Annotated in this window: 19 protein-coding genes and 1 tRNA gene; 9 read left to right on the top strand and 11 right to left on the bottom strand. The window is 67.7% G+C overall.

Features of this window, described 5'->3' with window-relative positions; all coding sequences use genetic code 11:
* Positions 1-297: 297 nt before the first annotated feature.
* Positions 298-384: transfer RNA gene (locus ACFSGJ_RS11310), tRNA-Leu, on the bottom strand.
* Between the two features lie 222 nt (positions 385-606).
* Here ACFSGJ_RS11310 and lipB point away from each other — a divergent pair.
* The 4 genes from lipB to ACFSGJ_RS11290 all read left to right on the top strand — a co-directional run bounded on the left by lipB (position 607) and on the right by ACFSGJ_RS11290 (position 4233).
* The gene (gene lipB / locus ACFSGJ_RS11305; RefSeq protein ID WP_390261593.1) at positions 607-1263 is read left to right on the top strand and encodes a lipoyl(octanoyl) transferase LipB; all 657 of its coding nucleotides are present in this window, start codon (positions 607-609) and stop codon (positions 1261-1263) included.
* Positions 1264-1379: 116 nt separating this feature from the next.
* Positions 1380-1802: a c-type cytochrome gene (locus ACFSGJ_RS11300; protein ID WP_390261591.1), complete on the top strand. Its 423-nt coding sequence runs from the start codon at positions 1380-1382 to the stop codon at positions 1800-1802.
* Positions 1803-1975: 173 nt separating this feature from the next.
* The gene (gene ctaD / locus ACFSGJ_RS11295) at positions 1976-3649 is read left to right on the top strand and encodes a cytochrome c oxidase subunit I (protein WP_390261589.1); all 1674 of its coding nucleotides are present in this window, start codon (positions 1976-1978) and stop codon (positions 3647-3649) included.
* Positions 3650-3666: 17 nt separating this feature from the next.
* Positions 3667-4233: a DUF2244 domain-containing protein gene (locus tag ACFSGJ_RS11290; protein WP_390261587.1), complete on the top strand. Its 567-nt coding sequence runs from the start codon at positions 3667-3669 to the stop codon at positions 4231-4233.
* 15 nt (positions 4234-4248) lie between these two features.
* Here ACFSGJ_RS11290 and ACFSGJ_RS11285 read toward each other — a convergent pair whose 3' ends face one another.
* The gene (locus tag ACFSGJ_RS11285; protein ID WP_390261585.1) at positions 4249-4431 is read right to left on the bottom strand and encodes a DUF3008 family protein; all 183 of its coding nucleotides are present in this window, start codon (positions 4429-4431) and stop codon (positions 4249-4251) included.
* A 116-nt stretch (positions 4432-4547) separates the two neighbouring features.
* Positions 4548-5012 (bottom strand): GatB/YqeY domain-containing protein, encoded by a 465-nt coding sequence (locus tag ACFSGJ_RS11280; protein ID WP_390261583.1) that lies wholly within the window; start codon positions 5010-5012, stop codon positions 4548-4550.
* Positions 5013-5241: 229 nt separating this feature from the next.
* On the opposite strand from ACFSGJ_RS11280, the gene carA reads away from it, so the two are divergent.
* Both carA and ACFSGJ_RS11270 read left to right on the top strand, forming a co-directional pair.
* Complete coding sequence (gene carA, locus ACFSGJ_RS11275; protein ID WP_390261581.1) at positions 5242-6402, top strand: glutamine-hydrolyzing carbamoyl-phosphate synthase small subunit; 1161 nt, start codon at positions 5242-5244, stop codon at positions 6400-6402.
* Between the two features lie 606 nt (positions 6403-7008).
* On the top strand, positions 7009-8844 hold the full coding sequence (locus ACFSGJ_RS11270) for a glycosyltransferase (RefSeq protein WP_390261580.1): 1836 nt from the start codon (positions 7009-7011) through the stop codon (positions 8842-8844).
* 85 nt (positions 8845-8929) lie between these two features.
* Here ACFSGJ_RS11270 and ACFSGJ_RS11265 read toward each other — a convergent pair whose 3' ends face one another.
* A complete protein-coding gene (locus ACFSGJ_RS11265; RefSeq protein WP_390261578.1) occupies positions 8930-9580 on the bottom strand; it encodes a GntR family transcriptional regulator in 651 nt (216 codons plus the stop codon).
* 119 nt (positions 9581-9699) lie between these two features.
* On the opposite strand from ACFSGJ_RS11265, the gene ACFSGJ_RS11260 reads away from it, so the two are divergent.
* Entirely contained in the window at positions 9700-10359 is a 660-nt protein-coding gene (locus tag ACFSGJ_RS11260; RefSeq protein ID WP_390261576.1) for a pyrimidine 5'-nucleotidase, read from the top strand.
* Between the two features lie 66 nt (positions 10360-10425).
* Positions 10426-11622: a UbiH/UbiF family hydroxylase gene (locus tag ACFSGJ_RS11255; RefSeq protein WP_390261574.1), complete on the top strand. Its 1197-nt coding sequence runs from the start codon at positions 10426-10428 to the stop codon at positions 11620-11622.
* Here ACFSGJ_RS11255 and ACFSGJ_RS11250 read toward each other — a convergent pair.
* Positions 11619-12077 (bottom strand): Lrp/AsnC family transcriptional regulator, encoded by a 459-nt coding sequence (locus tag ACFSGJ_RS11250; RefSeq protein WP_390261573.1) that lies wholly within the window; start codon positions 12075-12077, stop codon positions 11619-11621. The genes ACFSGJ_RS11255 and ACFSGJ_RS11250 overlap by 4 nt on opposite strands.
* The gene (locus ACFSGJ_RS11245; protein ID WP_390261571.1) at positions 12074-12532 is read right to left on the bottom strand and encodes an Lrp/AsnC family transcriptional regulator; all 459 of its coding nucleotides are present in this window, start codon (positions 12530-12532) and stop codon (positions 12074-12076) included. The genes ACFSGJ_RS11250 and ACFSGJ_RS11245 overlap by 4 nt, the downstream gene beginning before the upstream one ends.
* A 126-nt stretch (positions 12533-12658) precedes the next feature.
* On the opposite strand from ACFSGJ_RS11245, the gene ilvC reads away from it, so the two are divergent.
* A complete protein-coding gene (gene ilvC / locus ACFSGJ_RS11240; protein ID WP_377401243.1) occupies positions 12659-13681 on the top strand; it encodes a ketol-acid reductoisomerase in 1023 nt (340 codons plus the stop codon).
* 50 nt (positions 13682-13731) lie between these two features.
* Here the strand turns inward: ilvC and glmM are convergent, their stop codons facing one another.
* The 5 genes from glmM to ACFSGJ_RS11215 all read right to left on the bottom strand — a co-directional run bounded on the left by glmM (position 13732) and on the right by ACFSGJ_RS11215 (position 20656).
* On the bottom strand, positions 13732-15075 hold the full coding sequence (gene glmM / locus ACFSGJ_RS11235) for a phosphoglucosamine mutase (RefSeq protein ID WP_390261569.1): 1344 nt from the start codon (positions 15073-15075) through the stop codon (positions 13732-13734).
* On the bottom strand, positions 15072-16115 hold the full coding sequence (folP, locus tag ACFSGJ_RS11230; protein ID WP_390261567.1) for a dihydropteroate synthase: 1044 nt from the start codon (positions 16113-16115) through the stop codon (positions 15072-15074). The genes glmM and folP overlap by 4 nt, the downstream gene beginning before the upstream one ends.
* A gap of 38 nt (positions 16116-16153) precedes the next feature.
* Positions 16154-17056 (bottom strand): dihydroneopterin aldolase, encoded by a 903-nt coding sequence (locus ACFSGJ_RS11225; protein WP_390261565.1) that lies wholly within the window; start codon positions 17054-17056, stop codon positions 16154-16156.
* 114 nt (positions 17057-17170) lie between these two features.
* A complete protein-coding gene (locus ACFSGJ_RS11220) occupies positions 17171-17863 on the bottom strand; it encodes a cell wall hydrolase (protein ID WP_390261564.1) in 693 nt (230 codons plus the stop codon).
* A gap of 216 nt (positions 17864-18079) precedes the next feature.
* Entirely contained in the window at positions 18080-20656 is a 2577-nt protein-coding gene (locus ACFSGJ_RS11215) for a putative PEP-binding protein (protein WP_390261562.1), read from the bottom strand.
* Between the last annotated feature and the right edge of the window lie 83 nt (positions 20657-20739).

The raw sequence follows: 20739 nt of genomic DNA, 5'->3' as shown, positions 1-20739 counted from the left end.
GTGCGTCACACGAAGCGATACGGACCGCCCCACCGGCCCGCCCGTACCCCCCTGCCACCGAAGTCCCGCACCCTGCCCCATCGCCGCCACATGCCGTTTGACCTGATGCAACCTTAGATTGTGTGTTTAGGTTTTGGCAACCCTGAATTGTGATGCGAAGGCGCTTCGTTTGAACAGTCGGTTTTGAAAGCACTGGCACGAGCTTGAAGCCAATTCGCCGACACTTGCCGCGACCGAGGCTCGACACCGCCAAAACAAAAGCGGCGCGCCCTGTCCGGGGCGCGCCGCTTTTGATGATGGTGCGGTCGAGAGGACTCGAACCTCCACGGGAGTTACCCCACAGCGACCTCAACGCTGCGCGTCTACCAATTCCGCCACGACCGCACGTCCTGACTTGGTGAGGCGCGTCTTAGCCGAGGGTCCGGGGGATGTGAAGAGGAAAAATGACGAAAAAAGCCGAGTTGCGAGGATGAAGGAGATGACGAAAGATCGGCACCCCGCTCTGGACGATCGGGGGACGAGATCATACGAGTCCCGGCAGGGTCTCGGGGCGGCATCCGCGCCCTATCGGCCCGGAACGGACCCGGAGGCGGGCAGGAGGCGGGAATGACAAAGACGGTCGAGTGGCGCCATCTCGAAGGGCTCCGGCCCTATGAGGAAACGCTGGCCGCGATGGAGGCGCGCGTGGCGGCCATCGCCGCAGGCACCGCCCCCGAGGCCGTCTGGCTGCTGGAACATCCCCCGCTTTACACCGCCGGCACCAGCGCCGACCCCGCCGACCTGCGCGACGGGGGCCGCTTTCCGGTGCATGTCGCGGGGCGTGGGGGGCAGTATACCTATCACGGTCCCGGGCAGCGGGTGGCCTATGTCATGCTCGACCTCAACCAGCGCGGGCGCGATGTGCGCCGGTTCGTGACGCAGCTGGAAGACTGGGTGATCGCGACGCTGGCCGAGTTCAACGTCCGGGGCGAGCGCCGGCCGGGGCGGGTCGGCGTCTGGGTGGTGCGCCCCGACCAGCCCCCGAACCCCGACGGCACCGCGCGCGAGGACAAGATCGCCGCGATCGGCATCAAGCTGCGCCGCTGGATCAGCTTTCACGGGATCTCGATCAACCTCGACCCGGATCTGGCGCATTTCGACGGCATCGTGCCCTGCGGCATCCGGGAACATGGTGTCACCAGCCTCGTGGATCTGGGCCTGCCGGTGACGATGCCCGATCTCGACCTCGCGCTGCGGCGCGGGTTCGACCGGATCTTCGGCTGACATTCCCGGCGCGCGCGGGGGGCGACGCAAAAGGTCGCAGTGGCGGCGGGCCGCGGCGGGCGTATAACGCCGCTGCCCCGCGCGGGTCGTCCGGCGGGCTCCATGAGGGAAAGCACATGCCACGCCTGCCGATCGGATCTTTCGTCCTGCCGATGCTTCTTGCCCTGCCTTTGCCCGCCGCAGCCCAGGGCGACGCCGCCCGCGGCGAGCGCGAATTCAACAAATGCCGCAGCTGCCACATGATCGAGGCCCCGGACGGGACCGAGATATTCCGCGGCGGGCGTACCGGGCCGAACCTTTACGGCATCATTGGCCAGCCGGCGGGCGCGGCCGAGGGGTTCCGCTATTCGCCGTCCATGGTTGCGGCGGGCGAGGCGGGGCTGGTCTGGGACGCGGAGAACCTGCGCGACTATCTGGCCGATCCGACCGCCTTCCTGCGGGCGCATCTGGGCGATCCGCGGGCACGCAGCAACATGGCCTTTCGCCTGACCTCGGGCGCGGATGACGTGATCGCCTATCTGGAATCGGTCGCGCAATAGGGCACCGCGCGGGACGCGCGATAGAGTACCCGGGGCGCGGCGCACAGAAAAAGGCACCTGCGGCATCGACGGACATTGCCGAGGTTGCAGGAGCCATCTAGAAAGAGAGCGGAATTTGCGATCCGGCGGGAAGGCGCCGGCGCGCACAAGAGTCTAGGGAACGGGAGTCGACCATGGCGGACGCAGCCACACATGGCCACGATGCGCATGACAACCGTGGGTTCTTTACCCGCTGGTTCATGTCAACAAACCACAAGGATATTGGTATCCTTTACCTCTTTACCGCGGCGATCGTCGGCCTGATCTCGGTCTCGTTCACGGTCTACATGCGGATGGAGCTGATGACGCCGGAAGTGCAGTTCATGTGCCTTGAAGGCGCAAGGCTGCTGCCCGCCGCCGTCGAGGAATGCACGCCGAACGGTCATCTGTGGAACGTTCTCATCACCGCGCATGGCGTGCTGATGATGTTCTTCGTCGTGATTCCCGCGCTGTTCGGGGGTTTCGGCAACTATTTCATGCCGCTGATGATCGGCGCGCCCGACATGGCCTTCCCGCGGCTGAACAACCTGTCCTACTGGCTCTATGTCGCGGGCACGGCGCTGGCCGTGGCCTCGGTTCTCAGCCCGGGCGGCAACGACCAGCTTGGCGCGGGGATCGGCTGGGTGCTTTATCCGCCGCTTTCGACCAATGAGGCAGGCTATGCGACCGACCTTGCGATCTTTGCGGTCCATGTCTCGGGGGCCTCTTCGATCCTGGGCGCGATCAACATCATCACGACCTTCCTCAACATGCGCGCGCCGGGCATGACGATGCACAAGGTGCCGCTGTTCGCCTGGTCGGTGTTCATCACCGCCTGGATGATTCTTCTGGCGCTGCCGGTCCTCGCCGGTGCGATCACGATGCTGCTGACCGACCGGAACTTCGGCACGACCTTCTTCTACCCGTCCGGCGGCGGCGACCCGGTGCTTTACCAGCACATCCTGTGGTTCTTCGGCCACCCCGAGGTCTATATCATCATCATCCCGGGCTTCGGCATCATCAGCCACGTCATCGCGACCTTCTCGCGCAAGCCGATCTTCGGCTACCTGCCGATGGTCTATGCGATGGTCGCGATCGCGGTGCTGGGCTTTGTCGTCTGGGCGCACCACATGTACACCGCCGGCATGAGCCTGACGCAGCAGAGCTACTTCATGCTCGCGACCATGGTCATCGCGGTGCCGACGGGGATCAAGATCTTCAGCTGGATCGCCACGATGTGGGGCGGTTCGGTCGAGCTCAAGACGCCGATGCTCTTTGCCTTCGGGTTCCTCTTCCTCTTCACCGTGGGCGGTGTGACGGGCATCGTGCTCAGCCAGGCGCCGGTGGACCGGATCTATCACGACACCTATTACGTGGTCGCCCACTTCCACTACGTGATGTCGATCGGCGCCGTGTTCTGCATCTTTGCCGGGATCTACTACTGGATCGGCAAGATGTCGGGCCGCCAGTATCCGGAATGGGCAGGCAAGGTGCATTTCTGGCTGATGTTCATCGGCGCGAACGTCACCTTCTTCCCGCAGCACTTCCTGGGCCGCCAGGGGATGCCGCGCCGTTATATCGACTATCCCGAGGCCTATGCGCTCTGGAACTATGTCTCGTCGATCGGTGCCTTCATCTCCTTCGCGTCGTTCCTGTTCTTCATCGGGCTCGTGCTCTACACGCTGTTCTACGGCAAGCGCGTGACCGCCAACAACTACTGGAACGAACACGCCGACACGCTGGAATGGACCCTGCCCAGCCCGCCGCCGGAGCACACGTTCGAAACGCTCCCCAAGCGTGAGGACTGGGATCGCAGCCACTCGCACTGAGGCGGGGCGCGACATCCATGCCGGTGGAATGGGTGCTGAAATCAGAGAGGGCTCCGGATCGTTCCGGGGCCCTTTCGCGTGACACGGGGGACAGTGCGGGGCGCACCACGGGGGAAAGCCCGATCTGCCGGCTGCATCTCTGGCCCTACCGGTCGCTGCCCAAGCGGGGCTTTGCCCTGTTCTTTGCGATGATGGCGGGGCTTGCGGCGCTGCCGCTTCTGATGCTGCTCGGCTCGCCGGTGCTCTGGGGGATCTTGCCGTTTCTGGTCGTCACGCTTTCGGCGCTGTGGCTTTCGATCCAGCGCAGCTATCGCGACGGCGAGGTGCTGGAGGAACTGACCCTCTGGCCGGACCGGATAGAGATCGTGCGCCACAACCCGCGCGGGCATCCACAGGGGCGCCGGCAGGAATGGTCCGCGAACCCGCATTGGGTCAGCCTGCATCTGGACCGCGACAAGGGGCCGGTGCCCGAATACCTGACACTGCGGGGCGCGGGGCGCGAGGTGGAGCTTGGCGCCTTTCTCACCCCGTCGGAACGGCTGGCGCTGCATGACGACCTGCAACGCGCCTTGGTGAGGGTCTGAGCGCCCTTCCCGGGTTCAGTCGAGGCGCTGCCCGCGCAGATCCGGCGGGGCAAGCTCTGCCATCTCCGCCAGTTCGCGTTCGGTCAGGTTTTCATAGAGAAGCCGGGCGTTACCTCGCAGCGTTCCGGCATCCCCCTGCCCGCGTTTCGCGGCCAGCGCGATGCGGGCGGGATCTTCGAGACGGGTCTGAACGTTCATCTTCTCCTCCGCGACAATAGGACAAGGCTGTGCTGCGTTGTCTCTGTTGCGTTCCGGGCGCCGCGTTCTTTCGGCGCCGGTTCGCGATCAACACAAAGGTCGCGGGGTTGTTCCGGTCAGCCGCCCGAAAGTCGGTTCTTTACCGCCGGACCGGCGGCGCCGAAATCCATCTGGCCGGTGTGACGCTCCTTGAGGAGCGCCATCACCCGGCCCATGTCGCGGATGGATGAGGCGCCGGTTTCGGCGATGGCCGTGCCGATCGCGGCCTCGACCTCTTCGCGCGACAGCTGGCGGGGCAGGAATTCCTCGATCACCCGGATCTCGGCGGCCTCTTTCTCGGCAAGCTCCAGCCGGCCGCCCTCCTCATAGGCGCGGGCGCTTTCCTGGCGCTGCTTGACCATGCGGCCCAGGATGGCCAGCACATCCGCCTCGGTCACCTGGCCCTCGCCGCCCTCGCCGCGCAGGGCGATGTCGCGATCCTTGATCGCGGCGTTGATGAGACGCAGGGTCGAGAGGCGGTCGGCCTCCTTGTTCTTCATCGCGTCCTTGAGGGCTGCGGTAATCCGCTCTCGCAGGGTCATGCGCCTGTCCATGTTATGTCGATCCAGTGGGCATCTTAATGCCGGCGGTCCGGGCTTACAACAGATGGGGCTATAACGACCCAAAGGGGATCGGGTTTCATCGGGCGCAGCGCAGGGGTCGGGGGAACCGCCCCGGGACCCTTGACCTGCCCGGGCCCTGCACATAGGTTGCGCCGCGATCCGCGCCCGCGCTTTTGCCGCCCACCCCCTCGCCCCCGGAGACCTGCCCATGTGCGCCCAAGCCCTGACCAAGCCAACCGCCTGCCTCGCACTGGCCGACGGGACGGTCTTTTACGGGCGCGGTTTCGGCGCCGTGGGCGAAACGGTCGCGGAGCTGTGCTTCAACACCGCGATGACCGGCTATCAGGAGATCATGACCGATCCGTCCTATGCCGGGCAGGTCGTGACCTTTACCTTTCCCCATGTGGGCAATGTCGGCGTGAACGATCAGGATGACGAGACGGGCGACCCGGTCGCCGCCGGCATGGTGGTGAAATGGGACCCGACCGAACCCTCGAACTGGCGCGCGACCGACGAACTGACCAACTGGCTGGCGCGCAAGGGCCGGATCGGGATGGGCGGCATCGACACGCGGCGCCTGACCCGCGCGATCCGCCAGCAGGGCGCGCCGCATGTCGCGCTGGCCCATGACCCCGAGGGGAATTTCGACATCGGGGCGCTGGTCGCGAAGGCCCGGGCCTTCCGCGGTCTCGTCGGCCTCGATCTGGCCCGCGACGTGAGCTGCACCCAGAGCTATCGCTGGAACGAGACCCGCTGGGCCTGGCCCGACGGCTTTGGCGAGCGGCAGGGCGAGGGTCTGCGGGTCGTCGCGATCGACTATGGCGCCAAGCGCAACATCCTGCGCTGCCTCGCCTCGGCCGGCTGCGACGTGACGGTGCTGCCCGCGACCGCGACGGCCGAGGATGTGCTCGCGCTCAACCCCGAGGGGGTGTTCCTGTCGAACGGCCCCGGCGACCCCGAGGCCACCGGCGCCTACGCCGTGCCCGCGATCCGCGGCGTGCTGGAAAAGAACATCCCGGTCTTCGGCATCTGCCTCGGGCATCAGATGCTGGCGCTCGCGCTTGGGGCGCGCACGGTCAAGATGAACCACGGCCATCACGGCGCGAACCATCCGGTCAAGGATGTGGAGACCGGCAAGGTCGAGATCACCAGCATGAACCACGGCTTTACCGTGGACAGCCAGACCCTGCCCGTCGGCGTGATGGAAACGCATGTGAGCCTCTTTGACGGCTCGAACTGCGGCATCCGCATGGCCGATCGCCCGGTCTTTTCGGTGCAGTATCACCCCGAGGCCAGCCCCGGCCCGCAGGACAGCTATTACCTGTTCGAGCGCTTTGCCGAGGCGATGCGCCGCAACCGCGCCGCCTGAAGCGGGGCGCGCGCCCGGGGCATCCTCCGGGCGTTCGGCGACTGAGCGCTCACCGTACTGTTGTGGGCGCGACGCTTGCCGGCGGGGTCGCGCGCATGAACCGCTCAGCCAGCGCTGCTTTCACGGCGTTCCGCCCGCCTTTGAAGTGTAGTGCCTGCGCGGCCGGAAGCCGCTGGCGGTGCTTTCATCGCGGGTTGCTCCGCTCGGACGGGGATTATTCTTCGGATTTGCCCCTGCGCATCGCTAACGGTCAGGCAGAACAACGACCACAAGGTTCAGACCCTCGCGACGGCACGGGTGTTTCCGCTTGCGGTCGCGCGGCCCGGTCGTTGTCGCCTGACAGTCACCCGGCACGCCCCCTGCCGCTCCGGCAGAACGGCGCACGACCTCTTGCGGATCAAGGGTTGATTAACCGCTGATTAACCTTGAGGGCGCAAGCTCGGTCGCAACCCCTTCGTCCGGAGGTCAGCGTCCGTGTTCGTCACCGCCAAGATCCTGCCCGCCAAGATTATGCCCGGGGCGCCGCCCGATCCCGGGCCTGCCGCACCTCTCCCCGGCGCCACAGCCCCGGACACGCATGCACCTGACGCCCCTGCATCGCCCACCATGCGCGATATCCGCACGGCCCGTCCCCTCGCGCAGATCCTGCATGAGGGGCGGCGGCTTGCCTCGGGCGATCTGTTGCGCGCGCTGGCGCAGGAGGCGGGCGGCGCCCGGCTGGAAGAGGTTCTGGCCGGCAACGCGCTTTTGTCCCGCGACGCGCTGGTCGAAACCCTTGGCGCGCAACACGGGGCCGAGGTTCTGGCCCCCGACCCTGCCCGCGCCGATCCGCGCCGTATCACGGCCTTCGGCCTCTCTGCCTGCCTGCGCGAGGGCATCCTGCCGCTGAACGACGGGGACGCGGGCGAGGTGACCGTCCTGACCGCGCGCCCGGCCGAGTTCGACCGCCACCGGCGACGGCTGGAGGCTCTGTTTGGCCCGGTGCGCATGGCCGTCGCGTCCGCAGGGGCGATCGAGGCGGCCATCGCGAGCGCCTGTCGCGAGCCGATGCGCGCCCGCGCCGAAAGCCGGACCGCGCCGGTCTTCAGCGCGCGGACATGGCCGGCCCGCAGCCTGCGCGCGGTGCTGGGGGTGCTGGCGCTGGGGCTTGCGACGCTGGGGGTTCTGTGGCCGCAGGCGCTCTTCGCCGGGCTCCTGATCTGGGCAACGCTCTCGCTCGGTCTGGTGACGGCGCTGCGGCTGGGGGCGGCCCTTGCGCATCTCGGCCGCCGCCCGGCCGAGCCTGCGGCGGCGCGGATGCTGCGGCTCCCGACGGTCTCGATCCTCGTGCCGCTTTACCGCGAAACGGATATCGCGCCGCGTCTGGTGGCGCGGCTCGGGCGGCTCGCCTATCCGCGCGATCTGCTCGACGTGCTTCTGGTGACCGAGGAACGGGACGAGGCGACCCGGACCGCGCTGGCCGGAAACGACCTGCCGCCCTGGATCCGGGTCATCACCGTGCCGGACGCGCCCCTGCGGACGAAACCGCGCGCCCTGAACTACGCGCTCGATTTCTGCCGGGGCACGATCATCGGCGTCTATGATGCCGAGGACGCGCCGGAGCCCGACCAGATCCATCGCGTCGTGCGGCGCTTTCACACGCGCGGCGCCGATCTCGCCTGCGTGCAGGGGGTTCTCGACTATTACAACCCGCGCACCAACTGGCTGGCGCGCTGCTTCACCATCGAATACGCCGTCTGGTTCCGCGTGATCCTGCCGGGGATGGAGCGTCTGGGCCTGAGCCTGCCTTTGGGCGGCACGACGCTCTTCTTTCGCCGCGACGTGCTGGAGGATCTGGGCGGCTGGGACGCCCATAACGTGACCGAGGACGCGGATCTGGGCATCCGCCTGTCGCGCATGGGCTACCGCACCGAGGTCATGACCACGGTGACCGGCGAAGAGGCGAATTGCCACCTGATGCCCTGGGTGCGGCAGCGGTCCCGCTGGCTCAAGGGTTATGCGATGACATGGATCGTGCATATGCGCGCGCCGCGTCGCCTGCTGGCCGATCTGGGCTGGCGCCGGTTTCTGGGCGTGCAGGTGATCTTTGCGGCGACGCTGTCGCAATTCCTGCTCGCGCCGCTTTTGTGGGGGTTCTGGCTTTTGGCGCTGGGGTTCGGCTATCCGCTGGCCGGGCATCTGCCGCAACCGCTGATGCAGGGGCTGGTTACGGTCTTCCTTTGCGCCGAACTGCTGGCGATGGGGATCGCCGCGACCGCCCTTTCGGGTCCGCGCCATCACCATCTGCTGAAATGGGTGCCGAGCCTGCCGCTCTATTTCCCGCTCGCGACCCTTGCCGCGTACAAGGCGCTCGCGGAACTGGTCTGGAACCCGTTCTACTGGGACAAGACCCGGCATGGCATCTTTGATCGTCCCGCGCGGCGCCTGCGCCGGACCGCCTGATGGCGCCGGCCGCCGGCAGCCCTATGGGCGTGGTGGGATGTTGGCGGTGGGCGTGCTGCCTGTGACGTCGGCTTGAGGGCCGCGCCTAGCTGGCCCGCCGCGCGCCGGCGTCGAGCTTCAGCCGCGTCTCGAACGCCTGCGAGATATGGGTGCGCAGCGCCGCATAGGCGGCATCGCCGTCCCGCGCCTCGATCGCGCGGACGATGGCGTCATGTTCGGCAAGCGCGCGTTCGCCCCGCCCCTCGGCGGCAAGCGAGGTGCTGGCCAGAAGCGCCATCGACCGGTGCACGAGGTCGAGTTGCTGCACCAGATAGCGGTTATGGGACGCCAGGTGGATCTGCTTGTGAAAGCGCCGGTTTGCCCGGGCCAGCGCGGTCGGCGCATCAAGGAGCGCGCGGTCCTCCTCGACCATGGCGCGCAGGACGCGGACCTCCTCCTCGGTCGCGTGCCGGGCGGCGAGGCGGGCCGCCAGCCCCTCCAGCTCGCTCCGCACCACGTAAAGCTCGGCCAGCTGGTTGTGATCGAGCGAGGCGACCATCAGGCTGCGCCCGTCGCGGGTCAGCATCGACTGGGTTTCCAGCCGCTGCAGCGCCTCGCGCACGGGGGTTCGCGACACGCCGAACCGGTCGGCCAGTTCGGATTCGACCAGCCTGTCGCCCGGCTTGTAAAGGCCGAGGTCGATCGCTTCGAGGATCAGCGAATAGGCGTCTTTCTGGGCCGGGCGCGGCTCTTTCATGTGTCCTCCCCCTCGCGACGCGCCACCCTAGCCGGGGCTGCGCCGCAGGATCAAGCAGATTGCCTTGGCCATTGCTTCGGACATTGCTTTGATCCGGGGCCACGCCTATGGTCCCGGCCATGGAAACGCCGCATATTTCCCGCCAGTTCGCCCATGTCAGGACCTGGGTCTTTGACCTCGACAACACGCTTTATCCGCCCGAGGCGCGGCTTTTCGACCAGATCGACCGACGGATGAACGATTATGTCATGCGCACGCTGGGCGTGACCCGGGCCGAGGCTGACCGGATGCGGTCCGAATACTGGCACGCGCATGGAACGACGCTGGCCGGGCTGATCGCGCATCACGGCGTCGATCCGGAACCCTATCTGGTCGAGATGCATGACATCGCCTTTGACGCGCTTTCGCCCGACCCGGATCTGGCCGCGCGCATCGGCGACCTGCCGGGGCGGCGCATCGTCTATACCAACGGATCGCGGCCCTATGCCGAACGGGTGCTGGCGGCGCGGGGGCTGACCGGCCTTTTCGACGCGATCTACGGGGTAGAGCATGCGGATTACATGCCGAAACCCCAGCGCGCGGCCTATGAGGCGATCTTTGCGATGGACGGCTGCGATCCGACCACCGGCGCGATGTTCGAGGACGACCCGCGCAATCTGGCGGTGCCGCACGGGATGGGGATGCGGACGGTACATGTGGCGCCAGTGCCGCTGGTGGCCGACCACATCCATCATCACACCGACGATCTGCCCGGCTTTCTCGCGCAGCTTTTGCCCTGACGGCGACGCTTTGACACCTCGCCCTGCGGCGCCCGCCGCCCTAGCTCTGCCTCAAGGAGAAATGCGATGCGCGAGACGACCGATATCCTGATCTCTGGCGGGGGCGTGGCGGGACTGACCGCCGCGGCGGCATTCGGCACGGCCGGCTTTTCGGTGATCTGCGTCGATCCCGCCCCGCCCGTAACCGATGGCGCGGCGGATGGGGCGGACCTCCGTACCACGGCCTTTCTGCAACCTGCCGTCCGTGTGCTGCAAGAGGCGGGCCTCTGGCCACGGCTTTTGCCCCATGCGGCGGCGTTGCAGGTGATGCGGATCGTCGATGCCGGCGGGCCAGAGCCCGAGGCGCGGCTGACGCGCGATTTCGACGCCGCCGATATCTCGGACCAGCCGTTTGGCTGGAACCTGCCCAACTGGCTCTTGCGCCGGGAAATGGTGGCGCGGCTGGGGGAACTGCCGAACGTGTCGTTCCGCCCCGGCACGGGCACGCAGGTGGTCCTGACCCGCGAAAGCGCCGCCATCGTGACGCTGACGGACGGCGCGAGGATCGAGGCGCGGCTGCTGATCGCCGCCGACGGACGCAATTCGCCGGTGCGCGAGGCGCTGGGGATCGGGGTGCGCACCACGCGCTACGGGCAAAAGGCGCTGACATTCGGCGTCACGCATCCGGTGCCCCATGGCAATGTCTCGACCGAGATTCACCGGTCCGGCGGACCCTTCACGCTGGTACCGCTGCCGGACCATGACGGGCAGCCCTGTTCCGCCGTCGTCTGGATGGAGAGCGGGGCCGAGGTGCAACGGCTGGCCGCCCTGTCCGATGAGGCGTTCGAGGCCGAGGCCGCGCTGCGCTCCTGCCATATCTTCGGCCCGCTGCGTCTGGTCGGGCGCCGCTCGGTCTGGCCGATCATCAGCCAGATCGCAGACCGGATGGAGGGGGAGCGCACCGCCCTGATGGCCGAGGCCGCGCATGTGGTGCCGCCGATCGGTGCGCAGGGGCTGAACATGAGTCTTGCCGATCTGGCGCTGCTGCTGGAGCTTGCGACGGCTGCGCGGGATACGCTTGGCAGTCCGGCGATGCTGCGCGCCTATCACCGCCGCCGCTGGCCCGAGGTTCAGGCGCGCGTCGCGGGGATCGACATGCTGAACCGCGCCTCGATGCTGGGCGCGCCGGTTCTGCGCGATCTTCGGGCGGGGGCGCTGGACCTGCTTTACGGGCCACCGCCTGTGCGTCGCGCCCTGATGCGGGCGGGTCTGGGGCTGCGCTAGCCGATGGGGCCGGGGCGCAGTTCCTCGGACAAAAGGACGTTCGCATCCACCTGCCCCAGCCCCGGCAGGGTCATGATGCGCCGACGCAGGACGCGTTCGAAATCGCTCAGGTCGCGGGCGACGACCCGCAGCCGGTAGTCGAATGCCCCCAAAACGTGCTGGACGGTCTGCACCTCGGGGATCGCTGTCACGGCGCGCTCGAAATCCTCAAGGCTCACCCGGCCCTTGGTGGCGAGCTTGACGCCCAGAAACACCGTCACGCCAAAGCCGAGCGCCGCCTGATCCACATCCACCCGCTGGCCGCGAAAGATCCCGGCATCCTTCAGGCGCTGCACCCGGCGCCAGGCGGCGGGTTGCGAGAGGCCGAGGCTGCGCCCCAGCGCCCCCGCCCCCAGCGTCGCATCGGCGGCAAGCGCGCGCAGGATCGTCCGGTCGGTATCGTCGAGCGCGATCACAGCGGCAGCCCCGCGCTGTCCTTGATCGTGGCGATATGCATCAGCGCCTCGATATCGGCGATGTGGGGCAGCGTCAGGATGCGGCTGCGATAGACCTCCTGGTAATGGGCCATGTCGCGGGCAACCATGTTCAGGCGCACATCGACGCGGCCAAGGAAGGTCTGGATCTGGATCACCTCGGGCACGCCCCGGGCGGCCTCGATGAAATCGTCAAAGGCACGCGGCGCTGTCTTGTCGAGCGTGAAGCGGAGCGAGACCTCGATCTCATATCCCAGCGCGCGCCAGTCGATCGCCATGCCCTGACCGCGCAGGACCCCGTTTTCCCGCAACCGGTCCAGCCTGCGCCAGCAAGTGGCCGGGGTCACGCCCGCCCGTTCCGCCAGCGCGGCGGTTGCCAGCCCGGGGTCGGCAAGCAGATGGCGCAGGATGCGGCGGTCGGTATCGTCGATCTGCATGATAATTCGGGATCTGGCCGCTAACAGGAATGAAGTTTTCACCTGATCGCCGATATCAGGAAAAATTACAACCTGCGTCGCGGCGTCGTCCCTATTCTGGCGCAACAATAACCGGAGGAAACGCCAATGCGCGTCTATTATGATCGCGACTGCGATATCAACCTGATCAAGGACAAGAAGGTCGCCATCCTGGGCTATGGCAGCCAGGGTCACGCCCATGCGCTGAACCTGCGGGATTCGGGCGCCAAGAACATCGTCGTCGCGCTGCGCGAAGGTTCGCCCTCGGCCGCCAAGGCACAAGGTGAAGGCCTGCAGGTGATGGGCATCGCCGAGGCTGCCGCCTGGTGCGACCTGATCATGTTCACGATGCCCGACGAGCTTCAGGCCGAGACCTACAGGAAATACGTCCATGACAACCTGCGCGAAGGCGCGGCGATTGCCTTTGCCCACGGCCTGAACGTGCATTTCGGCCTGATCGAGCCGAAAAAGGGCGTCGACGTCATCATGATGGCCCCCAAGGGCCCCGGCCACACCGTGCGCGGCGAATACACCAAGGGCGGCGGCGTGCCCTGCCTCGTCGCGGTGCATCAGGACGCGACCGGCAAGGCGATGGAAATCGGCCTGTCCTACTGCTCGGCCATCGGTGGCGGGCGTTCGGGCATCATCGAGACGAACTTCCGCCAGGAATGCGAAACCGACCTCTTCGGTGAACAGGCCGTGCTGTGCGGTGGTCTGGTCGAGCTGATCCGCATGGGCTTCGAGACGCTGGTCGAGGCCGGTTACGAGCCCGAGATGGCCTATTTCGAGTGCCTGCACGAGGTGAAGCTGATCGTGGACCTGATCTACGAAGGCGGCATCGCGAACATGAACTACTCGATCTCGAACACCGCCGAATACGGCGAATATGTCAGCGGGCCGCGCATCCTGCCCTATGAGGAAACCAAGGCGCGGATGAAGGCGGTCCTGACCGACATCCAGACCGGCAAGTTCGTGCGTGACTTCATGCAGGAAAACGCTGTTGGCCAGCCCTTCTTCAAGGCCACCCGCCGCATCAACGACGAACACCAGATCGAGAAGGTGGGCGAGAAGCTGCGCGCGATGATGCCGTGGATCTCCGCCGGCAAGATGGTCGACAAGGCCCGGAACTGACACCCGGGACCATGATCGACGAAAGGCGCCCCGTGGGGCGCCTTTTCATTTTAGGCTGCCCGTTCCACCTCGGCCACGATGCTGTTGACGACCTCGGCCAGCAGCGCCGCATCCTCACATTCCGCCATGACGCGGATCAGGGGTTCGGTGCCCGACTTGCGGATCAGGAGCCGGCCGCAGCCTCGTAGCTGCGCCTCGGCCTCGGCGATGCGGGCCTGCACGGGGGTGGCGGCAAGCGGGTTGGCCCCCGCCGCATAGCGCACGTTCTTCAGAAGCTGCGGCACCGGGTCGAACTGCCGCACCAGCGCGCTGGCGGGTTCGCCGGTTTCGGCCATCGCGGCCAGGAATTGCAGCCCCGCGATCAGCCCGTCGCCGGTCGTGGCATAGTCGGTCATCACGATATGGCCCGACTGTTCGCCGCCAAGGTTGAAGCCGCCCTCGCGCATCCGCTCCACGACATAGCGGTCGCCGACGGCGGTCCGTTCCAGCCGCAACCCGCGCCCGGTCAGGAACCGTTCCAGCCCGAGGTTCGACATCACGGTGGCGACCAGCGTATCGCCCCGCAGGCGCCCTTCGGCGGCCCAGCGGGACGCGAAAAGGCCCATGATCTGGTCGCCATCCGCCACCTGCCCGCGTTCATCGAGGATCATCACCCGGTCCGCATCGCCGTCGAGGCAAATCCCCATATCCGCCCCATGCGCGACCACGGTTTCCGCCGCCGCCCGCGTGTCGGTCGATCCGCAGCCGTCATTGATGTTGTAGCCGTTGGGGGCCACGCCCACGGGGATCACCTCGGCCCCCAGTTCCCAGAGCACGTCGGGCGCGGCGCGATAGGCGGCGCCGTTCGCGCAATCCACCACCACCTTGATGCCGGTCAGCCGCTTGCGGCCCGGAAAGGTGGTCTTGGCATATTCCATGTAGCGCCCGCGCCCGTCATCGATCCGGCGGGCCCGGCCGATATTCTGGGGCTGCGCCGGCTGGATCTCGCCTTCGAGGATCGCCTCGATCTCGGCCTCGGCCTCGTCCGAGAGCTTGAAGCCGTCGGGGCCGAAGAACTTGATGCCGTTATCCTGATGCGGGTTGTGGCTGGCCGAGATCATGATGCCCAGATCGGCACGCATCGAGCGGGTCAGAAAACCCACCGCCGGCGTCGGAACGGGCCCCAGCAGCAGGACGTTCATGCCGGTCGAGGTCAGCCCCGCCGTCAGGGCGGTTTCGAGCATGTAGCCGGACAGCCGCGTGTCCTTGCCGATCACGACGCGGTGCTGCCTTTGCCCGTCCTTGCGGAAATAGCGTCCCGCCGCCGCCCCGAGCCGCAGCGCGATTTCGGCGGTCATGGGATAGCTGTTGGCCTGCCCCCGCACGCCATCGGTTCCGAACAGCTTGCGCGTCATGCGATCTCTCCTTCCATCGTCCCGGACGTCGTCCCGACCATCGTCACGGCCTGCCAGAGCTTCAGCGCCTGGGCCGTCTCGGCCACGTCATGCACCCTGAGAACCTGCGCCCCCTGCGCCACGCCGGCAAGGGCCACGGCGACCGATCCGGGCATCCGCGCCTCTGGCCGGTCGGAACCGTGGATCGGGCCGCCGATCCGCCCGATGAACCGCTTGCGCGAGACGCCGAGAAGGAGCGGGCAGCCCAAGCCGTGAAACAGGCTCAGCCGCCGCAAAAGGGTGAGGTTATGCGCCTCGGTCTTGCCGAAGCCGATGCCGGGATCGACAAGGATGCGGGCGCGGGGGATGCCTGCCGCCTCGGCCACTGCGACGCGCTCGGCAAGCCAGTCATAGACATCAAGCAGCACGTCGTCATAGCGTGGGTCGTCCTGCATCGTCTGCGGATCGCCCTGCGTGTGCATCAGGCAGACCGGCACGCCCGCATCGGCCGTCACGCCCGCCAGCGCCGGATCATGGGTGAAGGCAGAGACATCGTTGACGATCTGCGCGCCTGCCGCCAGCGCCGCGCGGGCCACGGTGGCCTTGCGCGTATCGACCGAGACCGGGGCGACCGGGGCCAGCCCCTCGATCACCGGGCGGATGCGGGCGGTTTCCTCGGGCCCCGGGACCGTGACGGCGCCGGGCCGCGTGCTTTCGCCGCCCACATCGAGGATCGCGGCCCCGGCGGCCGCCAGTGCGCGCCCATGGGCGATGGCGGCATCGGCCTGCGCGTAACGTCCCCCGTCGGAAAAGCTGTCGGGTGTCACATTGACGATCCCCATGAGGGAGGGCGCCGTCATCGCCACCCCGGCAACCGGCGCGCGCGGTGCCGTCAGCCGGTCGCGGATCTCGGGCGGCAGCGCCGTTGCGGGACGGATTTCGGGGGGTGCATCGCGGCGCAGGACCTCGACCCGGTCGAACCAGAGCCAGCCGCCGGCAAGGGGCAGCGCCTCAGGGGGCCGTGTGACGCCGTTCTGCGGCAGGGGGCGAAAATAGTCCATCGGTGGGATGTGCGGAAAATCGCGGCGCTTGGCAAGCCTCAGCCGGGGTCGCGCATGACGGGGACGCGGCTTTGCGCCGGTGGTTCGGCTGTTCCGCAGACGATCAGCCGCTGCGCGCCGATCAGCGCCGCCAGCCATTCCGCAAGTGCGACGGGGTCCGGACCGGGGCGGTCCGTCGCGTCAAGGACGAGCTTTGCGGGGGCCCAGACGATGATCTGGCCGTGGCCGATGGCCCAGTCGATCTCGGTCCGGGTTTCGACGACAGTGCAACGCGGGTCGCGCGCCGCCAAAAGCCAGGCGTTCTGCGCGATGGCCAGCAGGTCGATACGCCGCTGCGGTTCGGGGGCGCCGGCCTGCGGCACCCCTTCGCCGGGCAGGCCCACGGTCAGCACGAGCGGCGCCCCCTGCCCTGTCCAGCGGTCGATCCGCGCCGGAAGGTCCGCCGCGCGGATGGCGGCATTGTCGAGATGGACCACGATCGGCTGGACAGCGGCGCGCGGGGTTGTCGCGCCCCCAGCACCGTCCCGCCGGCTGCGCACGATTTCCACGCCCAGATCGCCCGGCCCGCGGTCAAGCTTTTCAATCCGGAGGAAAATACGCATCGCCTGCGGCGCGCGCAGCACCCGTTCGGCCACACGTTCCGCCAGGGTTTCCAGCAGGTTGAGCCGTTCCGCGGCAAGTTCGGCCGCGATCGCCTCGGTCAGCACGTCATAGGACAGGATGCGGTCCACGTCATCTTCCAGCGGGGCGGCATGGGCGCGCACCTCCACCACGATGTCAAAGCGGACCCGCTGGCGGGCGCCCCGTTCCTGCTGAAAGGCGCCGATCTCGACCTCGACCACATGATCGCGCAGCGAGATGCGGTCGCGCGGGTCGGGCCCCGCCATCGCCGCCGCACGTTCCTCGGGATGGGCGAAGGCAAGGCGGGTGTCGGTGGTCATCAGGTCCTCGGGTCTGGCATCTCGGCTGCTGCCGCGGGCAAGTCACGGCGGCAGGAGGTTAACACAGACCCGGCCGAGGGAAAGGCCGCACGGGATGGCACGGCCTTGCGGGGATCACTGGCTTGCAGCGGCAAGCTGGACCGGCTGGCGATAGAACCGATGCGCGCCGATGGTGGTGGTGCGCGGAAAGCGGCTCGCCCAGCGGGGGCGCACGGCGTTGGTGTGGAAATGCGTCGCGCCATCGGTCAGCGCGCGGGGCGCGCCCGCCATCATCAGCGCGGCGATCTTGCCGACCTGCTGATAGGCACCGGCCTCGCGGATCGCGTCCGACTTGCCGTCGCAGACAAAGCTGAACTGGCAGGCGCGGGAATTGCCCTGATGGACGACGCCGCAGATGGTGTTCGGGTATTCGACCGCATCGACGCGGTTCAGAATGACCTCGGCCACCGCAAACTGGCCGCGGATGGGTTCGCCGCGCGCCTCGAAATAGAGCGCCTTGGCCAGACATTCCCATTCGGCATTGCCGTTCTGGGCAGGCAGACCCGCGACCCAGTTGGCGTCATAGCGGATCTCGACGACCTGAAGATCGGCCGCGGCCTCGGGCGTGGTGGTCATCCGGCTGATGCGGGACTGATCCATCGCGCCGATGGCGGCATTTTCCTGACCAAAGAGCGCGGCGATCCGGTCGTCGGATATCGCCACGGTTTCAGTTGTTTCGGTTTCGCTGGCATTCACTTCGGCTGCGGCCGCGCCGGCCAGAATCAGGAGCCCCAGAAGGCCCTGAACCCCTGTCGCTAGCAATCGCATTTTTTCCGTTTCCCGGTGTTGTTCCTCGTTCCACCCGGCGACTGCATGAGGCGCCGCCGGGGCAAGTTTCGAGCGGGGGCATAGCTCAAACCGCCCGGAGGGTCCACCCGAGTGACGTTTTTGCAACATCTCTCGGCAAAAATGCGCCGTAAAAGAAGAGGCTTTGGCACCGGTCGCCGCACAATCCAAGGGCGATTCCCGATGTATTCCGGTTATTTACCCGTTGTTAACCTTTTCACGCATCGCGAGCGCCAGATGCGCCGCGGCAAGCCGCGCGACCGGCACCCGGAAGGGCGAACAGGACACATAATCAAAGCCCGCCATGCGGCAGAACGCGATTGATTCGGCGTTCCCGCCATGCTCGCCGCAGACCGCGAGCGTCAGGTCCGGGCGGGTCCGGCGGGCACGCGCGGCACCGGTCAGGAGCAACTCACCCACCCCGTCCACGTCGAGCGTGTGAAACGGGTCCTCGGGGTAGACACCGGCCTGCACATAGGCGCCCATGAAGCGGCCCGCGTCGTCGCGCGAGAGGCCATAGGTCATCTGCGTCAGGTCGTTCGTGCCGAAGGACAGAAAGGCCACATGGGTCGCGATCTCGCCGGCGCGGAGTGCTGCGCGCGGCGTCTCGACCATCACCCCCAACCGGAAGGTCAGCGGCTGGCCCGAGCTGTTCCGCACCGCCGCCGCGACGGATTCGAGCCGGGTCTTGATAAGCTCGACCTCGCGCACCGCCGAAACCAGCGGGATCATGATTTCCGGCACCGCCGGGCGTCCCCGTGCGGCGCTTTCGACCGCCGCCTCAAAGATCGCGCGGGCCTGCATTTCATAGATCTCGGGGAAGGTGATCCCCAGCCGCACGCCCCGCATCCCGAGCATCGGGTTGAACTCGGCCAGCGCCTCGGCCCGGCGGGTCACATCCGACAGCGGGCGGTCCAGCGCCTTGGCAAGCTCCAGCAGCCCGTCGCGGCTCTGGGGCAGGAATTCATGCAGCGGCAGGTCAAAGAGCCGGATGCAGACCGGAAGCCCGTGCATGATTTCAAAGAGATGCAGGAAATCGGCCCGCTGCATCGGCAAGAGCCGTTCCAGCGCCGCCGCCCGTTCCTCGGGGCTGTCGGCAAAGATCATCTCTCGCATCACGGTCAGGCGGTCGCCCTCGAAGAACATGTGTTCCGTGCGGCAGAGGCCGATGCCCTCGGCGTGGAAATCGCGGGCGATGCGGGCGTCCTGGGGGGTGTCCGCGTTCGCGCGGATGCCGATGTCGCGGATCGTGTCGGCCCAGTCCAGAAGCGTGCGGAACGCGTCGTCGGGCGCGGGTTCGAGCATCGCGACCTCACCGGCCAGCGCCTCGCCCCGCGTGCCGTCGACGGTGATCACCTCACCCTCGGCAAAGACACGCCCGTCGCGGGTGGCAAGAGTGCGGTCGCGCAGGTTGATGCGCAGGTCGGAGGCGCCGACGACGCAAGGCAGGCCCAGCCCGCGCGCGATCACCGCCGCGTGGCTTGTGGTGCCGCCCCGTTCGGTCAGCACACCTGCCGCCGCATGCATCCCGCGGATATCCTCGGGCGCGGTTTCGCGACGCACGAGGATGCAGGGTTCGCCGCGCGCGGCGCTGGCCTGCGCCCCGTCCGAGGTGAAGACGATGCGCCCCTGCGCGGCGCCGGGGCTGGCGGCGATGCCCCGGGCAAAGACGTCGCGTGGGCCGCGCGGATCGACCTGCCGGTGCAAAAGCTCCGACAGGGCGCGGGGCTCGACCCGGCGGATCGCCTCTTCACGCGGGATGATGCCGTCCCGGGCAAGGGACACCGCGATCGCGACGGCGGCGCGGGAACTGCGACCGACCCGCACCGCATCCAGAACGGCAAGCCGCCCGTCCTCCAGCGTGAACTCGATCTGCATCTCTTCGCGCAGCCGGGCGCGGCAGATCTCGCCATGGGCGCAGAGATCGGCATAGACCTCGGGGCAGAGATCCTGGAGCGAGGGGCCGCGCGGATCATGGGTGAGGAAAAGCTCCTCGGCCGTGCTGCCTTCGTCATGGGGATGGGGCCGCTGCGCCTGCCGGCGATAACGCCCGGTGATCTGCGGGCGCCCGGTCGTGCCATCGACGAACTGGATCGCACCGGTCCCGCATTCGCCCTGCCCGATCCCCAGCGCCATGCGTTGCACCACAAGGCCCAGCCCCGCATCCGCCGGCGCGCCCTTGGCCTGCCGCAAGAGCCGGGCCGACGTCCCCTCCCACGCGCGGGCCATCGAACGCAGCACCTCGGCCAGTTGCCGCGCCGGGTCCTGCGGAAAGGGTTCGTCGGTCTCCTGTTCGTAAAGGCGCAGCGCCGTCTCAATGCTCTCGCCCGGGGTCGTGTCGGCGCTTTCGGCGGCGAGCCCGGCAAAGAGATCGGGGTCGAGCCGCGCCACATGGATCGCGTAGGACTGCACAAAGCGGAGATAGAGCACATCGGCCCTGGCCGCCCCGTGCCGGGCGCAAAGGACCGCATGTTGCCGGTCGTTCATCCCGATGTTGAGCATCGTGCCCGGCCCGCCCCAGTCGGGGTTCCGGGCGCTGGGACGGACCGAGACCAGAACCTCACCCAGCCCGGACCAGAGCGCGGCCGTGTCGGGCGCCCGGCCCGCAGCGATGGCACGCACGGCATCGGAGGAAAGCGCGACGGTGCGCGGCACCGGCAGGCCGAGCCGGATCAGGCGTTGCAGACATTTCGCGCGCCAACCATGGGTTGCGGCCGCAATCGGGGCGGTCGGCGTGATCTCCTGAAAATCGGGCGGCGCTGGCGATGTCTGCACGGGGTTCTGCACTGTTTCTGCGCTGCGGCAACGGGCGGCCACCCATGCACAATAGGGCGTTTCCGCCCCCGCACAAGCGTTAC

The sequence above is a fragment of the Halodurantibacterium flavum genome (assembly GCF_042681825.1).
In the GTDB taxonomy this organism is placed as follows: Bacteria; Pseudomonadota; Alphaproteobacteria; order Rhodobacterales; family Rhodobacteraceae; genus Halodurantibacterium; species Halodurantibacterium flavum.
Note: the sequence above shows the minus strand (reverse complement) of the source record. Positions and strands in the feature narration are given on the sequence as shown.

Bases quoted from the DNA above. Each gene is read 5' to 3' on its own strand.
- ACFSGJ_RS11270 (WP_390261580.1), top strand. From the start codon at position 7,009: ATGCGCGATATCCGCACGGCCCGTCCCCTCGCGCAGATCCTGCATGAG.
- carA (WP_390261581.1), top strand. From the start codon at position 5,242: ATGTGCGCCCAAGCCCTGACCAAGCCAACCGCCTGCCTCGCACTGGCC.
- ACFSGJ_RS11280 (WP_390261583.1), bottom strand. From the start codon at position 5,012: ATGACCCTGCGAGAGCGGATTACCGCAGCCCTCAAGGACGCGATGAAG.
- glmM (WP_390261569.1), bottom strand. From the start codon at position 15,075: ATGACGCGCAAGCTGTTCGGAACCGATGGCGTGCGGGGGCAGGCCAAC.
- ACFSGJ_RS11260 (WP_390261576.1), top strand. From the start codon at position 9,700: ATGGAAACGCCGCATATTTCCCGCCAGTTCGCCCATGTCAGGACCTGG.
- lipB (WP_390261593.1), top strand. From the start codon at position 607: ATGACAAAGACGGTCGAGTGGCGCCATCTCGAAGGGCTCCGGCCCTAT.
- folP (WP_390261567.1), bottom strand. From the start codon at position 16,115: ATGGACTATTTTCGCCCCCTGCCGCAGAACGGCGTCACACGGCCCCCT.
- ACFSGJ_RS11255 (WP_390261574.1), top strand. From the start codon at position 10,426: ATGCGCGAGACGACCGATATCCTGATCTCTGGCGGGGGCGTGGCGGGA.
- ACFSGJ_RS11225 (WP_390261565.1), bottom strand. From the start codon at position 17,056: ATGACCACCGACACCCGCCTTGCCTTCGCCCATCCCGAGGAACGTGCG.
- ACFSGJ_RS11300 (WP_390261591.1), top strand. From the start codon at position 1,380: ATGCCACGCCTGCCGATCGGATCTTTCGTCCTGCCGATGCTTCTTGCC.
- ACFSGJ_RS11290 (WP_390261587.1), top strand. From the start codon at position 3,667: ATGCCGGTGGAATGGGTGCTGAAATCAGAGAGGGCTCCGGATCGTTCC.
- ACFSGJ_RS11285 (WP_390261585.1), bottom strand. From the start codon at position 4,431: ATGAACGTTCAGACCCGTCTCGAAGATCCCGCCCGCATCGCGCTGGCC.
- ilvC (WP_377401243.1), top strand. From the start codon at position 12,659: ATGCGCGTCTATTATGATCGCGACTGCGATATCAACCTGATCAAGGAC.
- ACFSGJ_RS11265 (WP_390261578.1), bottom strand. From the start codon at position 9,580: ATGAAAGAGCCGCGCCCGGCCCAGAAAGACGCCTATTCGCTGATCCTC.
- ACFSGJ_RS11245 (WP_390261571.1), bottom strand. From the start codon at position 12,532: ATGCAGATCGACGATACCGACCGCCGCATCCTGCGCCATCTGCTTGCC.
- ACFSGJ_RS11220 (WP_390261564.1), bottom strand. From the start codon at position 17,863: ATGCGATTGCTAGCGACAGGGGTTCAGGGCCTTCTGGGGCTCCTGATT.
- ctaD (WP_390261589.1), top strand. From the start codon at position 1,976: ATGGCGGACGCAGCCACACATGGCCACGATGCGCATGACAACCGTGGG.